Genomic DNA, 13,699 nt, shown 5'->3' with positions numbered 1-13,699 from the left:
GCCTTGCGCGATTTCGCGCAGTCCGACGACGTGCGAGTCCAGGCCCAGCTCGACAGGCTGGAGGCGCTCTCGCTTCCCGAGGGGCGGCTGGGGCTCGACACGATGCGCGCGTTGCTCGCGCGGCTGGACGACCCGCATCTCTCGCTCCCGCCGGTGTTCCACGTCGCCGGAACCAACGGCAAGGGATCGACCTGCGCCTTCCTGCGCGCCATTCTCGAAGCCGACGGCAAGCGCGTGCACGTCGCCACCAGCCCGCATCTCGTGCGCTACAACGAGCGCATCCGGATTGCGGGCGAGCTGGTGTCCGACGCGTTGCTCGCGGACTTGCTCGAAGAAGTGCTCGATGCGGGTGCGGACCTCACGCCTAGCTTCTTCGAGGTCACCATCGCCGCCAGCTTCCTCGCCTTTGCGCGCACCCCTGCCGATGCCTGCGTGGTCGAGGTCGGCCTCGGCGGTCGGTTCGATGCGACCAACGTGATCGAGCATCCCGCCGCCTGCGGGATCGCGGCACTGGGGATCGACCACGAGCGCTTCCTGCTCGCACCCGAGGACGGCGTACCCGACGATCCGATGGCGCGGATCGCGTTCGAGAAGGCGGGTATCGTCAAGCCCGGCTGCTCGCTGGTCACGCTCGACTATGCCGACGGGCCGACACTCGAGATCGAGCGCGCGGCGATGGCGGCTGGTGCTCCACTGGCAATGCGCGGGCGCGAATGGAGCGCGAACGTCGGAACAGGGATCGAATACGAGGACCGCCACGGCCGCATCGTGCTTCCCCTCCCGGCCATGCCCGGGGCGCACCAGGCAGGCAATGCGGCGCTCGCGGTCGCCATGCTGCGGCATCAGGACTTCGTGAGCGTATCGGAAGAGGCGCTCGGGCGCGGCGTGGTCGATGCCCGCTGGCCTGCGCGGCTGCACCGGCTGGCGGACGGCCCGCTGACGCGCGGCCGCGAGGTGTGGCTCGACGGCGGGCACAACCGCTCGGCGGGCGAGGCCCTTGCGCGCCACTTCGCCGGACAGCGTCTGCATCTCGTGCTCGGCATGCTCGCGAACAAGGACCCCCTCGCGATCGTCGACCCGCTGGGCGACAGTATCGCAAGCCTTTCCGCGGTGCCGGTGCCAGGACACGAATGGCACGCCGCCGGGGCCTTCGGCGAGGACGCGAGGGCATTCGACTCCGTCGAGCAGGCGCTGGCCGCGCTGCCCGAAGACGGCTTGCCCGTGCTTATTGCCGGCTCGCTCTACCTCGCCGGCGAGGTCCTGCGGCTCAACGACGAGGCACCCGACTAGCTCCCGGCCCCTTCGTGATGATCGGGCGTCACGACGCCCGACTTCTGGCCGTAGCGTCGCTCGCGCCACCATTCCGCGAGGCAGAGCACCACCGCGATGAAGCCGATCAGCGTGGTCAGGATGAAGACGTAGTAATAACCCTTGTCCTCGATCATCTCGCCCAGCGCCCCGCGTCCCAGCGTCCCGATCAGCAGCGTCAGAGAGGACAGCAGCGCATATTGCACGGCGGCATATTTCTTCGACACGATCGAGGACAGCCACGCGACATAGGCCGCCCCGGCGATCCCGATCGCGAGGTTCTCCCACATGATCGTGAAAGTCAGCCGCGGCAGCGCGTCCGATCCGAACGGAGCCATGAAACTGATCAGCGCTGAAAATCCGATCGCGTCGCTCGCCGCCTGCATCGCCGCACCGCCGCGCGCCATGTCGGCGTAGAGCAGGTTGGTGAGCGCGGCGAGCAGCGCGCCGATCGTCAGCGTCGCCATCCGGCCGATGACGGTCAGCAGGTAGCCTCCGAAGGCAAGCCCGGCGATGATTGCGCCGACACCGAAGAACTTGGACGCGAAGGCGACTTCGTCGTTCGTGTATTCGAGTTCGCCGAGATAGAACGGATAGGCGAAGGTGCCCCAGATCGCGTCGCAGATACGATAGGTCAGCACCAGCGACAGGATCAGGATCAGCGACCAGCCGAGGCGGCCGACGAACTCGACCAGCGGGACGACCAGCGCGCGATAGAGGTGGTCGAGCGCGCCGGGCATGGGTGCGATCTCACCCGCCTCGCGCTCGGCGATCACGTTCCTGCCGTCCCGCTTCACCTTGGCCAGCCCCGCTGCGATAATTGCCGGCAGCACGATTGTGGCGAGAATGATCAGCGGCCCCATCTTGGCGGTGAATTCGGTCGGGTCCGGGCGCCCCTCTTCGCCGAGCGGGAACATCCCCAAAAACCAATTGGGGTTGAACACATAGGAGTCGCCCAGCGGGACCAGCGGCAGCATCGGCACGAAGCCGCCCAGCGCGCGAACCATGAAGATGCCGAGGATCGTCAACGCCCAGCCCCACAGCAGCAGGACCTGCCACAGCGCCCGGCGGCGCGCCTCGGGATGGACTTCGCCCGGCGCGTAAAGCTCGGCGAGTTCGTCCTCGCTCGCGCCGATCGTGGCCGCGCTGTCACTTCCGCTATCGGGTGCGAAGGTGCCGAAGAAACCGATCACGAGCAGGATCGCGCCCATGATCATGTAGGTTTCAGGCCAGCCGATCCGCGCGGCGATGATCAGGCCGAGGGCGCCGCCGACGAGCGAGGCGAGGCGGTAGCCCATCTGGTAGATCGTCGAGAGGATATCGAGCGTCGCTTCCTCGTCGGCCACGTCAATGCGCCAGGCATTGATCGCGATGTCCTGCGTCGCGCTGGCGAGGGCACCGATCCCGGCGAGGAGCGAGAACCAGCCCAGCTGGGTCTTCGGCTCGAGCACACTCATCGTGACGAGAATGGCGCCCAAAAGGATCTGCGCGGGAACAATCCACTGCTTGCGCTTCCCGAAGCGGCGGAAGGGCCCGAGATTGACCTTGTCGATCAGCGGCGACCAGATGAACTGGAAGGCATAGGCGAGCCCGATAAGCGAGAAGACGCCCATCGTTTCCAGGTCGACCTCGGCCTCCGTCAGCCAGGCATAGAGCGTGCCGAGGAACAGCGCGAAGGGCAGCCCGCTGGCAAAGCCGAACAGCACCATGAAACCGCTCTTGCGATTGCGTAGCGAACGAAACACCTCGCCCCAGCCCGGTTTTGCCTTTTTCGGAGTGTCCCCCTCGATCGCCGTATCGGCCATGCGCGTTCCTTTTGTTTTTCCGTCGCGTGTGCCAGACTAACGCCTGCTGGTTGAATGGGAAATGGATGATGGCCACGAAGGCTCCCGAAAAGCGGGAATCGCGACCGACACCGGGGCAACTGGCGCTCGCTCAGGACATCGCCGACGGGATCGCACGTCAGGGAGAGGCCGGCCTGACCCTGCCGGCCGGACGCTATACCGACCCCGATTTCTTCGTGCGTGAGAAAACCGCGCTGTTCGGGAGGATGCCGCAGGTGCTCGGGCCATCCGCGTTGCTGCCCGAAAGGGGCATGGCGGTGCCGCACGACGCCACCGGGCAACCGCTGCTGATCACGCGTGACAAGGACGGCACCGCGCATGTCTTTGCCAATGTCTGTCGCCATCGCGCCACGCGACTGGTCGAAGGCGATGAAGTGCAATGTTCGAAGCGACTGGTCTGCCCCTACCATGCCTGGACCTACGCGCTCGACGGACGCCTCCTCGCGCTGCCCCGCCCCGAAACCTTCCCCGGCCTCGACAAGTCGGAGAAGGGCCTGATCGAGCTCCCCAGCGTCGAAGCGGGCGGATTGATCTGGTTCGCGCCCCACGCAGATGCCGATTTCGGTCCGGCGGAAAGTCTCGGCGAGGACTTCGACGCGCTCCACCTCGCCGACCAGCACCTGTTCGCGCGCCGTACGCACGAGGTCGCGGCGAACTGGAAGCTGATCATGGATGCCTTCCTCGAAAGCTACCACGTCCAGCGACTGCACGCGAAGACGATCGGGCCGTTCTTCAAGGACGGGATCACCGCCGGCGACCAGATCGGGCCACACCAGCGTTCGGCCGTCGGACGCGCGGAGGAAATGGACGGGATGGACCTGCAGGACCTCGACGGCCTGCGCCGCGTGATTACTTATGCCTACCAGCTCGTCCCTGGCACGATCCTCATCTTCAGCCCCGATTACGTGAACATCATGACGCTGATGCCGCAGGCACACGATCGCACGCTGGTCGAGGATTTCATGCTGATCCCCGAGCCACCGGCGACCGACAAGGCCCGCGATCACTGGCAGCGCAGCTGGGAACTGCTCGACGGCGGCGTTTTCGCGAGCGAGGATTTCCGGGCCGCCGAACTTGGCCAGCAGGGCCTCGAAAGCGCCGCGGTGCCCGAAATCACCCTCGGCACGCTCGAAACCGGGATCGCTCGATTTCACGAAACGCTGGACGAATTGCTCCGCGCCAGCAATTGAGCGCCCATGTCTGATGAACCGAAACGTGAAGGCGAGCGGATCGCCAAACTGCTGGCGCGCGCCGGCGTCGCCAGCCGGCGTGCCGCCGAGCGCATGATCGACGAGGGTCGCGTGGCGCTCGACGGCAAGTCGCTCGACACCGCCAACACCGTGCTGCCCGACCTGCGCGGAGTGACCGTCGACGGCAAGCCGGTCGGCAAGCCTGCGCCAACGCTCGTTTACCGGTTCCATAAGCCCACCGGACTGTTGACTGCCGAGCGCGATCCGAAGGGGCGCGCGACGATCTACGATGCGTTGCGCAACGCGATGCCCAAGGGTTCGCCGCGGGTGATGCCTGTCGGTAGGCTCGATCTCAACACCGAGGGCCTGCTACTGCTGACCAATGACGGCGAGCTTAAACGCGCACTCGAACTGCCCTCCTCCAACATCCCGCGCACCTATCGCGCCCGCGCTTTCGGCGAGGTGACGCAGGAACAGCTCGAGGAATTGAGCGAGGGGATCGAGATCGACGGCGTCCGCTATGGCCCGATCGACGCGAATCTCGAGCGCAGCACCGGCGCGAACAAGTGGATCGAGATCACCATCACAGAGGGCAAGAACCGCGAGGTGCGCCGTGTGCTCGAACATCTCGGTCTCAAGGTCTCGCGGCTGGTCCGCACCGCCTATGGCCCGTTCGCGCTCGACGACCTGCCGCGCGGCGCAGCCGATCGCATTGCCCGCCCGGCGGTCGATGCGCTCAAGCGGAAGCTCAAGCTGTGAGGCCAGGCAATCTCCGGATCGTCGCCGGCGCATGGCGCGGTCGCAAGTTTGCGATACCAAAAAGCGATGCGACGCGCCCCACCGCCGATCGCACGCGCGAAACACTGTTCAACATGCTGGCCAGCCGGATCGGCAGCTTCGATGACCTGACGGTCGCGGACCTGTTCGCCGGATCGGGTGCGCTCGGGCTCGAGGCGCTGTCGCGCGGGGCGGCGCATTGCCTGTTCGTGGAGGAGGACAAGCAGGCAATCGACACGATCCGCGCGAATATCGATGCGCTCGACGCGCGTGCTCGATCCACCGTGGAGGCCGGGTCGGTGATGGGGCTGGGCCCCGCCAAGCAGCAGACCGACCTGATCCTGCTCGACCCGCCTTACGATACCGGTGCCGGCCAGGTTGCGCTCGACCGCATGATCCGCCTCGGCTGGATCGGCCCGGCGACCTGGATCGCGCTCGAAACGGCACGCGACGAGGACATTGCAGTCAGGACGTTGGCGGTCGAGGCCGAGCGCAATATCGGCAAGGCCAAGCTGACGATCCTGCGCCCGGAATAGGCTACCCCGCCTCGCCGTCCTGTGGCGGGAACCGCTCGAATTCGGGAAGGCGATGCACATCTTTCATCCATCCGATCCGTTCGGCGGTCTGGATATGCGCCTGTGGAGCCACTTCACCGGGCTCGTCGAGAGTCGCGCTTTGCACGTCGACCTTGCCGGGCAGCATCTCGGCATTGTAATAGAACAGGCCGGTGCCGCACTGGACGCAGAAATAGCGCAGTGCGTGTTCGGACGAGGGATAGACCACCGGCTCGCCGCTGATCTTGAGCGCGGTGTTCTCGACCATCAGCCAGCCGACCATCGGCGCACCGGACGTGCGCTGGCAATCGGCGCAGTGGCACAGCGCATGGTTGATCGGTTCGCCCTCGATCTCGTAGCGGATCGCGCCGCAATGGCAGCCGCCTGTCAGCATTTCGATTTCTCCCCTGTTGGAGCCACGCATAGAAAAAGGGCGCCGCGAATGCGACGCCCGATTTCGTGAGATCGTCAGCGATTAGCTGTCATCGTCCATCTCGCTGGCGGGCTTGCCCGGCCAGTAATCGAGCGGGCGATTGCCCCAGTTCTTGCCCGCGGCACGGGGCTGGATGCAGGCATCGGTGCGACCATCGGCGCAAATCGGGTAGTCACCCTGCACCGTATTAGCCGGAACCGTCTGGACAACCGCACCGGACTGATAGCGGACGTTTGTGCTCGACGCCGACTGCGTAGTAGCACTGCGCTTGTTCATCTGCTGCGAAATCGACTGCCACGTCGCGGCACGCTGGGCCGGAACCATCTCGAAAATGGCCACACGTTGTTCGTCGGTAAGCTGCCACCAAGCCTCAGCCTGCATCGGCGTGAGGGTCCAGTAATAAGCCTGAACATCGGCGGGCCAGGCGTCGTAGGCCATGCGATTGGCATCGCTCCAGCCGTCATACATCGCCTGCTGCTGGGTGGTCAGTTCGACCTGCATTTCCATGTGGTCGTCGGCCATCGCGTTCGGGGCCATGGCCATTGCGGTCGCTGCGGCGACACTCGTCATCAGAAGCTTTTTCATCACAAAGTTCCTCTCGATTGGGTATGTGCCTGAGAAACGGGACCCTTCGTCGCAAGGTTCCATCGATTCCGTTAGTCGAGCCCTTGCCGCGACGAACCGTGTTCCCTAGCTGTTCGCCTGTGAACGAGATTTCCCCCAATTCCCCCGAAAGCGAGATCAGCGATGGCGAGCGCGCCTTCCTCACGCGGTTGAACCCGCCGCAGCGCGAGGCCGTGACCACGACGGACGGCCCCGTCCTGATGCTGGCGGGCGCGGGCACGGGGAAAACCGCCGCGCTCACCCACCGGCTCGCCTACCTCGTCAACAAGCAGCTCGCCTGGCCGAGCGAGATCCTTTGCGTCACCTTCACCAACAAGGCGGCGCGCGAGATGCGCGAGCGGGTCGGGCAATTGCTGGGCGATCGGGTCGAGGGGATGCCGTGGCTCGGCACCTTCCACTCGATCGGGGCGAAAATGCTGCGTCGCCATGCCGAACTGGTCGGGCTCGAGAGCAATTTCACGATCATCGATACCGACGACCAGATCCGGCTGCTCAAGCAGCTGATCCAGCAGAACGATCTAGACGAGAAGCGCTGGCCCGCGCGCCAGCTCGCCGGGCTGATCGATCGCTGGAAGAATCGCGGGCTCAACCCGGTCGATATCGATGCGGCGGAAAGCGAAGCCTATGCCAACGGAAAGGGCCAGAAGTTCTACAAGCTCTATCAGGACCGGCTGAAAGCGCTGAATGCCTGCGATTTCGGCGATTTGCTGCTCCACATGCTCAACATCTTCCGCAAGGAACGCGAGGTGCTCGCGCTGTACCAGCAGCGCTTCAAGTATATCATGGTCGACGAGTATCAGGACACCAATGCGGTCCAGTACCTGTGGCTGCGGCTGCTCGCGCAGGAGCGCAAGAATATCTGCGTGGTGGGCGACGACGACCAGTCGATCTATTCCTGGCGCGGAGCAGAAGTTGCCAACATCCTGCGGTTCGAGAAGGACTTTCCCGGCTGCAAGGTCGTGAAGCTGGAGCAAAACTACCGCTCCACGCCGCACATCCTTGGTGCCGCGTCGGGCCTGATCCGCGCCAATAGCGAGCGGCACGAGAAGGATTTGTGGACCGAGGTCGACGCGGGCGAGAAAGTTCGCGTGATCGGCGTGTGGGACGGACCCGAGGAAGCCCGCCGCGTGGGCGAGGAGATCGAGCGGCTCGAAGGCGAAGGCGCCGATCTCAACAAGGTCGCGATCTTGGTGCGCGCACAATATCAGACACGCGAATTCGAAGATCGCTTCATCCAGATCGGGGTCAACTATCGCATCGTCGGCGGCTTCCGCTTCTACGAGCGCGCCGAAATCCGCGATGCGCTCGCTTACCTGCGTGTGATCGCACAGCCGCAGGACGACCTAGCCTTCGAGCGCATCTACAACCAGCCCAAACGCGGGCTCGGGGCGAAGACATTGGAAGCGATGCACCGACACGCCCGCGCCACCGGCATGTCGCTCGCCGCTGCCTCGCTCGACCTCGCCAATAGCGACGAGCTGCCCAAACGCGCGAGCGGCACGATCGCCGCGCTGCTGCGCGATTTCCTCCGCTGGCGGGAGATCAGCGAGCAGGTCCCGCCCGCCGACCTGCTCCGCACCGTGGTGCAGGAATCGGGCTATGAGGACATGCTCAACAAGGACCGCAGCGCCGAGGCTGCGGGGCGGCTCGAAAACCTCTCCGAACTCGCCCGCGCGATGGAGGATTACGACACGCTTGGCGATTTCCTCGAACATGTCGCGCTGGTGATGGACAACGATGCGTCGGACGAGGCCGAGAAGGTCACGATCATGACGATCCACGCCGCCAAGGGGCTCGAATTCGACAATCTATTCCTGCCCGGCTGGGAGGAAGGCGTGTTCCCTTCGCAGCGCTCGCTCGATGAGGGCGGATTGGCGAGCCTCGAGGAGGAACGCCGCCTCGCCTATGTCGCGATCACCCGCGCGCGGCGCCGCTGCACGATCGTCCACGCCGCCAATCGCCGTATCTACGGCCAGTGGACCAGTTCGATCCCCTCGCGCTTTGTCGACGAATTGCCCGACGAGCATGTCGACAGCGAAACCACCCTGACCGGGGGCGCTTCGATGTGGCGCGCCAATTTCTCCGAGCGCGACGATCCCTTCGCGCATGTCGCGCGCGACGCCCCCGGACGCGCCGGGTCTCGCGGCCCGGGCTGGCAGCGCGCGGTGGCAAGCGGTTACGACGCCGCGCCCAAGCGCCTGCCCGAACCAAAGCGCAGCGCCGCCAGCTTCGCCGCCAAGCCGCGCACCGACATCGCGATCGGCGACCGCGTGTTCCACGACAAGTTCGGCTATGGCGAAGTGCTCGGACAGGAAGGCAACAAGCTCGAGATCGAATTCGAGAAGGCCGGGACCAAGCGCGTGATCGACAGCTTCGTCAGCGCGGCCTGATCAGGCAGTCGCCGTCTCTGCGTTTTCAGGCACGAGATGTGAGTCACGCACAAATGGCCGCGCCAGTTCGCCGACCAATCCGCGCGATCCGCCGCACACTCCGGTGGCGCAATTCAGATACGGTTGTGGGTCGACATATGTGCCGAACAGCCGGTCCCACAGCGTCAGCGTGTTGCCGTAATTCGCGCCGCACAGCACCAGATCGTCGATATGGTGCAGGCGATGCGCGGCAGGTGACATCAGCACCTTGCCGAGCGGGCCGAGCGTCCACGGCACGTCGGCGTGTATGAAGAAGCCCCACCAGCTGCGGATCACCGCCGCCAGCGCGATCGCCCATAGCGGCAGGCCGATCAACAGCAGCGGCAAATGGTCGACGACGGCGGAGAGGAGCTTGGCCAGCGGGTGCTTGCGCAGCAGCGTGAACCAGGTGATCGTCTCGTCCGAATGATGCACCGCGTGGATCGGCCACCACAGGCGATGGTGTTCGAGCCGGTGCCTCCAGTAGATGGTGAATTCAGCCAGCAGGAAAGCCGCCACTCCGGCGAAGGCGGCAGGCACTACATCCCAGAAGTTCGCGAGGCCCGGAAACAGGCCCATCTGCGCCTCGAGCCACGCCTTGGGCAGGACAATGAACGGCGCGAGGAACACGCTGTTGAGCGCAACCAAGCCGATATTGGTCATCGTCTCGCGCTGCGATCGGCGCATCGCCGCAATAATTGCGCGGCGTTTCACGAGCACGGCCAGCAGCGCGAACGCCGCCATGACCGGCAGCAGCTCGTGCGCGAGATCGTAGGTATGATGGGCCCAGGCCTGCATGTGGCCGAGACTATCCCGAGAATGGCTAAGGACGCCTTAAGGCGTTCCCTTCGAAACCGGGTCAGGTCGCCGAATGGTCAAGGAAGGACGGTCGCGGTCCTTCCCACTCGCCCGCTTTCGCCTTGGGCTCGCTATCCTTGCGCGGTTTGCGACCCTTCGACGCGGGTTTATCGGCTTTTGCCGGTCTTTCGTCTGCCACAGGCTTTTCGTCCGCCGCGGGCTTTCCGGTCCTGCTCTTGGGTGAGCGATCGTCCCGCTCCGGCTGCGCGGCATCGTCGCGCGACTTGCCGCCACGGCGAGCCTTGCGCGCTGGCTTGTCGTCCTTCGGCTCTTCCCCGCTTGCGTCATCCTGCTTGCTGTCGCCGCCCGAGACCTTGAACACCTCGATCTTCTGGTTGGTGAGCTTCTCGACGTTGGCGATCGCCTCGGCGTCCTCGGGCGTCACGAAAGTGAACGCGCGGCCCTTGGCCCCGGCGCGACCGGTGCGCCCGACACGGTGGACGTAGTCGTCCGGATGCCACGGTGTGTCGTAATTGAATACGTGGCTGACGTCTTTCACGTCGAGCCCGCGCGCGGCAACATCGGACGCCACGAGCACGGTGATCTCACCCGCCTTGAAGCGCGCAAGCTCCTTGTTGCGCGAAGCCTGGTCCATGTCGCCTTGGATCTGGCCCGCGGCAAAGCCAGCCTTCTCGAGATCCTTTGACAGGTCGCGAACGGTCGTCTTGCGATTGGCGAAGACGATCGCGGTCTGCACGTTGTCATTATTGAGGAAGTAGCGCAGCGCCTCGCGCTTCTGCCGGTTGGTACACAGCACCTTGTACTGCTGGATATTGACGTTGGTCGAGGCCGGGCGTGCGACCTCGATCGCCTTTGGGTTCGACAGGAACTTGTCGGCCAGCTTCTTGATCGGGGGCGGCATCGTCGCGCTGAACAGCAGCGTCTGGCGCTGGTCAGGCAATTTCGAGCAGATTTCCTCGATATCGGGGATGAAGCCCATGTCGAGCATCCGGTCGGCTTCGTCGATCACGAGCAATTCGCAGCCGGTGAGCAGGATCTTGCCGCGTTCGAACAGGTCCATCAGGCGACCCGGGGTCGCGATCAGCACGTCGACGCCCTCGTCGAGCGCCTTGACCTGGTCGCCCATCTGCACCCCGCCGATAAGCAGCGCGAGCTTGAGGTCGTGGTTCTTGCCGTATTTCTCGAAATTCTCGGCGACCTGTGCGGCAAGTTCGCGCGTCGGTTCGAGAATTAGCGAGCGCGGCATTCGCATGCGGCGGCGACCATTTGCGAGGATATCGATCATCGGCAGCACGAAGCTGGCGGTCTTGCCCGTGCCGGTCTGCGCCACCGCGATCAGGTCGCGCATCATTTGTACCTGGGGGATGGCTTCGGCCTGGATAGGCGTCGGCTCGGTGTAGCCGGCATCGTGGACGGCGCTCAGAAGCTCTTCGGAAAGGCCGAGATCGGCAAATTTCATATCTGTCTGTAATTCCCGCTGGGAGGACGGCGCGGGGTCGCGCGGTCGCTCACTGCGCCCCTAAGGGGAAAACGGCGAAAAAATCAAGCTGAGCCTCAGTCCTCGACGGGGACGAGCGCCTGCCACGACTTGACCTTGCACTTCGCTCCGACCCGCGACTGCAGCCGATCGCGATCGACGCACAGCAGCTTGTCCTCCTGCGGGGCGACGTAAAAGCCGGCATAGAAATCGCGTGCGCGGCACGCATTTTCCAGCGCGGCGAGCACGATCCGGCGATCGCGCAGGTAGAGCAGCAGCCCGTTGTTGCGCGTGACCTGGACCCCGGCGACGCTTTCGAGCGGCAGGCAGCGATCGATCGGCACGCCGCGCATCTCGCGGCTCATCGGTGCGGTCGGCAGCGCCGATAGCAATTGCGATCCCCCGCGTCGCGGGCGGATACGGATCGTGATCCGCCCCTCGACCCGGCTCTGGTAACGTGGCGCAGGCAGCATCCCGCCCGGTTCGGGCGCGAGCGACATCGGTGCGCTGCGCGGTGCGTCGACCGACCGCGCGCCCGTGTCTTCGCCGACCGGTGTGGCGAGCGTCAGCAGCATGGTTCCGATATGAGCGGCGAGGCCGAGCATGGCGCGAAGGGTGTGTCCCTCTCGATTGGCAGTGTCGCCGGATCCGTGGTCCCGGCAGGCTTGCGGCGCGAATGGCCCGAACTGATTGAATAGGGGCTTAATTGACGCGCTCGGTCAAGGTCGGCGCGCGATTTGAGGCTGGTATTTGCCCGTCTTGCCGTGCGAAAAGATGCAGATGGGCAACAGTTCGACCTTTCTCGACGCCGCACGCGAACTCCTTGGCGATCGCGGTCTCACCACCGATCCGGAACTGGTCAAGCCTTGGCTGACCGATTGGCGCGGACGCTATCACGGCGCGGCGCTGGCACTCGCCTCTCCCGCCACCACCGACGAGGTCGCCGCGCTGGTGCGGTTGGCACGTGAACACGGAGTGCCGATCGTCCCACAGGGCGGAAACAGCGGCATGTGCGGCGGCGCGACCCCCGATCCGAGCGGTAAGGCAATCCTCCTCTCGCTGCGCCGGATGGATGCGGTGCGCGACTTCGATCCAGCACTGCGCCGGATCACCTGCGATGCCGGACTGGTGCTTCAGACCTTGCACGAGCGGGTCGCGGAGGAAGGACTCAGATTTCCGCTAACCCTCGGGGGCAAGGGCTCTGCGACGGTCGGCGGACTGGTCGCCACCAATGCGGGCGGAACGCAGGTGCTGCGGCACGGCACGATGCGCGCCCTGGTTCTAGGGCTTGAGGTCGTGACGCCGCTAGGAGAGGTATTTTCCGATCTCGCACCACTCAAGAAGGACAATCGCGGGTTCGATCTGAAGCAACTTTTTATCGGATCCGAAGGCACGCTCGGGATCGTGACCGGGGCGACGCTGGCGCTGGTGCCAGCCGTAGCCGAGCGCGTGGTCGCCTGGGTCGGGCTCGACAGTCTCGAAAACGCTCGCGCATTGCTGCTCAACTGTCAGGGCAGGCTGGGCGGCGAGCTCGAGGGCTTCGAGGTCCTGCCTGAGCACTGCCTCGCCGCGGTCGTCGACCACCTGCCCGATGCCCGCCGTCCGCTGGGCGAACCGCAGCCCTGGAATGCGCTGGTCGAACTGGCGCTCGAGGACAAGGCCGCAGTCGCCGATGCGCGCGAAGCGCTCGAGACCGTGCTCGCCGATGCACTCGAAAGCGGGCTGATCGCCGATGCCGTGATTGCTGCCAATGAAGGCCAGGCGGAGGATTTCTGGCAATTGCGCGACACGATCGCCCCGGCCGAAAAGGCGCTCGGCCCCGCCGTGCAGCACGATATCTCGATCCCCGAAGCGCAGATGCCTGCCTTCCTGGCCTCCATCGCGCCCGAGATCGAACGAGATTATCCAGGCACCAAGGCGGTCGGCTTCGGCCATCTGGGGGACGGCAACATCCATTTTCACGTGCTCGCGCCGCCCGGAGCGGCACCGGCTTGGATTGAGGAAGAAGGGCAGGAGATCAGCGCGCAGGTTTACGAGCGCGTGACCGAATGGGGTGGCTCGATCTCCGCCGAACACGGCATTGGGCAAGCCAAGTTGGGCGAGCTTGCGCGTCTGGCAGACCCCGCGCGACTCGATCTCCTGCGCCGCGTAAAGTCGGCACTCGATCCGGATGGATTGCTCAACCCCGGCAAGCTCGTGACACCTACCCCGTAAGCCTTGCGAAAAGAGTGTCTCCTGCGTAAAGCCCGCGGCCATTGCCGCGTC

At 65.1% G+C, this 13,699-nt stretch carries 12 protein-coding genes; 6 read left to right on the top strand and 6 right to left on the bottom strand.

The features are described 5' to 3' along the window. Positions 1-3: 3 nt before the first annotated feature. Complete coding sequence (locus T8S45_RS02845) at positions 4-1,290, top strand: bifunctional folylpolyglutamate synthase/dihydrofolate synthase (RefSeq protein WP_322294600.1); 1,287 nt, start codon at positions 4-6, stop codon at positions 1,288-1,290. Here the strand turns inward: T8S45_RS02845 and T8S45_RS02840 are convergent. After that, positions 1,287-3,113, bottom strand: coding sequence for an MFS transporter (locus T8S45_RS02840; RefSeq protein ID WP_188641534.1), 1,827 nt, complete (start codon positions 3,111-3,113; stop codon positions 1,287-1,289). The two genes, T8S45_RS02845 and T8S45_RS02840, sit on opposite strands and share 4 nt — an antisense overlap. Before the next feature lie 65 nt (positions 3,114-3,178). Between T8S45_RS02840 and T8S45_RS02835 the strand changes: the two genes are divergently transcribed. The 3 genes from T8S45_RS02835 to rsmD are packed head-to-tail and all read left to right on the top strand — an operon-like array spanning position 3,179 to position 5,655. Beyond that, entirely contained in the window at positions 3,179-4,342 is a 1,164-nt protein-coding gene (locus tag T8S45_RS02835) for an aromatic ring-hydroxylating oxygenase subunit alpha (RefSeq protein WP_322294599.1), read from the top strand. Between the two features lie 6 nt (positions 4,343-4,348). Further along, a complete protein-coding gene (locus T8S45_RS02830; RefSeq protein WP_322294598.1) occupies positions 4,349-5,101 on the top strand; it encodes a pseudouridine synthase in 753 nt (250 codons plus the stop codon). Continuing rightward, a complete protein-coding gene (rsmD, locus tag T8S45_RS02825) occupies positions 5,098-5,655 on the top strand; it encodes a 16S rRNA (guanine(966)-N(2))-methyltransferase RsmD (protein ID WP_322294597.1) in 558 nt (185 codons plus the stop codon). Before T8S45_RS02830 ends, rsmD begins: the two co-directional genes overlap by 4 nt. A 1-nt stretch (position 5,656) precedes the next feature. Here the strand turns inward: rsmD and T8S45_RS02820 are convergent, their stop codons facing one another. Together T8S45_RS02820 and T8S45_RS02815 are read right to left on the bottom strand one after the other, a co-directional pair. Next, the gene (locus T8S45_RS02820) at positions 5,657-6,067 is read right to left on the bottom strand and encodes a GFA family protein (RefSeq protein ID WP_322294596.1); all 411 of its coding nucleotides are present in this window, start codon (positions 6,065-6,067) and stop codon (positions 5,657-5,659) included. Between the two features lie 81 nt (positions 6,068-6,148). Beyond that, positions 6,149-6,691, bottom strand: a complete 543-nt coding sequence (locus T8S45_RS02815) for a hypothetical protein (protein ID WP_322294595.1) — start codon at positions 6,689-6,691, stop codon at positions 6,149-6,151. A 128-nt stretch (positions 6,692-6,819) separates the two neighbouring features. On the opposite strand from T8S45_RS02815, the gene T8S45_RS02810 reads away from it, so the two are divergent. Continuing rightward, positions 6,820-9,120, top strand: coding sequence for an ATP-dependent helicase (locus T8S45_RS02810; RefSeq protein ID WP_322295180.1), 2,301 nt, complete (start codon positions 6,820-6,822; stop codon positions 9,118-9,120). On the opposite strand, the gene T8S45_RS02805 is transcribed toward T8S45_RS02810, so the two are convergent. The 3 genes from T8S45_RS02805 to T8S45_RS02795 all read right to left on the bottom strand — a co-directional run bounded on the left by T8S45_RS02805 (position 9,121) and on the right by T8S45_RS02795 (position 12,039). Further along, positions 9,121-9,936 (bottom strand): sterol desaturase family protein, encoded by an 816-nt coding sequence (locus tag T8S45_RS02805; RefSeq protein ID WP_322294594.1) that lies wholly within the window; start codon positions 9,934-9,936, stop codon positions 9,121-9,123. It abuts the gene before it with no gap. 61 nt (positions 9,937-9,997) lie between these two features. Further along, on the bottom strand, positions 9,998-11,416 hold the full coding sequence (locus T8S45_RS02800) for a DEAD/DEAH box helicase (RefSeq protein ID WP_322294593.1): 1,419 nt from the start codon (positions 11,414-11,416) through the stop codon (positions 9,998-10,000). Between the two features lie 95 nt (positions 11,417-11,511). Beyond that, complete coding sequence (locus T8S45_RS02795) at positions 11,512-12,039, bottom strand: hypothetical protein (RefSeq protein WP_188641526.1); 528 nt, start codon at positions 12,037-12,039, stop codon at positions 11,512-11,514. Positions 12,040-12,214: 175 nt separating this feature from the next. Here T8S45_RS02795 and T8S45_RS02790 point away from each other — a divergent pair, with 175 nt between their 5' ends. After that, positions 12,215-13,648 carry an FAD-binding oxidoreductase gene (locus T8S45_RS02790; protein ID WP_322294592.1) on the top strand — a complete coding sequence of 478 codons (1,434 nt, stop codon included), beginning with the start codon at positions 12,215-12,217 and terminating at the stop codon, positions 13,646-13,648. Positions 13,649-13,699: the final 51 nt, after the last annotated feature.

Origin of the sequence: Pseudoblastomonas marina, from assembly GCF_034374265.1 — a bacterium.
In the GTDB taxonomy this organism is placed as follows: Bacteria; Pseudomonadota; Alphaproteobacteria; order Sphingomonadales; family Sphingomonadaceae; genus Alteriqipengyuania_A; species Alteriqipengyuania_A marina.
This window is presented reverse-complemented; position numbering and strand designations above follow the sequence as displayed.

What these genes read in the sequence shown, in the direction of transcription:
- T8S45_RS02790 (WP_322294592.1), top strand. Translation starts at nt 12,215, where the DNA reads ATGGGCAACAGTTCGACCTTTCTCGACGCCGCACGCGAACTCCTTGGC.
- T8S45_RS02795 (WP_188641526.1), bottom strand. Translation starts at nt 12,039, where the DNA reads ATGCTCGGCCTCGCCGCTCATATCGGAACCATGCTGCTGACGCTCGCC.
- T8S45_RS02820 (WP_322294596.1), bottom strand. Translation starts at nt 6,067, where the DNA reads ATGCTGACAGGCGGCTGCCATTGCGGCGCGATCCGCTACGAGATCGAG.
- T8S45_RS02835 (WP_322294599.1), top strand. Translation starts at nt 3,179, where the DNA reads ATGATGGCCACGAAGGCTCCCGAAAAGCGGGAATCGCGACCGACACCG.
- T8S45_RS02815 (WP_322294595.1), bottom strand. Translation starts at nt 6,691, where the DNA reads ATGAAAAAGCTTCTGATGACGAGTGTCGCCGCAGCGACCGCAATGGCC.
- T8S45_RS02830 (WP_322294598.1), top strand. Translation starts at nt 4,349, where the DNA reads ATGTCTGATGAACCGAAACGTGAAGGCGAGCGGATCGCCAAACTGCTG.
- T8S45_RS02840 (WP_188641534.1), bottom strand. Translation starts at nt 3,113, where the DNA reads ATGGCCGATACGGCGATCGAGGGGGACACTCCGAAAAAGGCAAAACCG.
- T8S45_RS02805 (WP_322294594.1), bottom strand. Translation starts at nt 9,936, where the DNA reads ATGCAGGCCTGGGCCCATCATACCTACGATCTCGCGCACGAGCTGCTG.
- T8S45_RS02800 (WP_322294593.1), bottom strand. Translation starts at nt 11,416, where the DNA reads ATGAAATTTGCCGATCTCGGCCTTTCCGAAGAGCTTCTGAGCGCCGTC.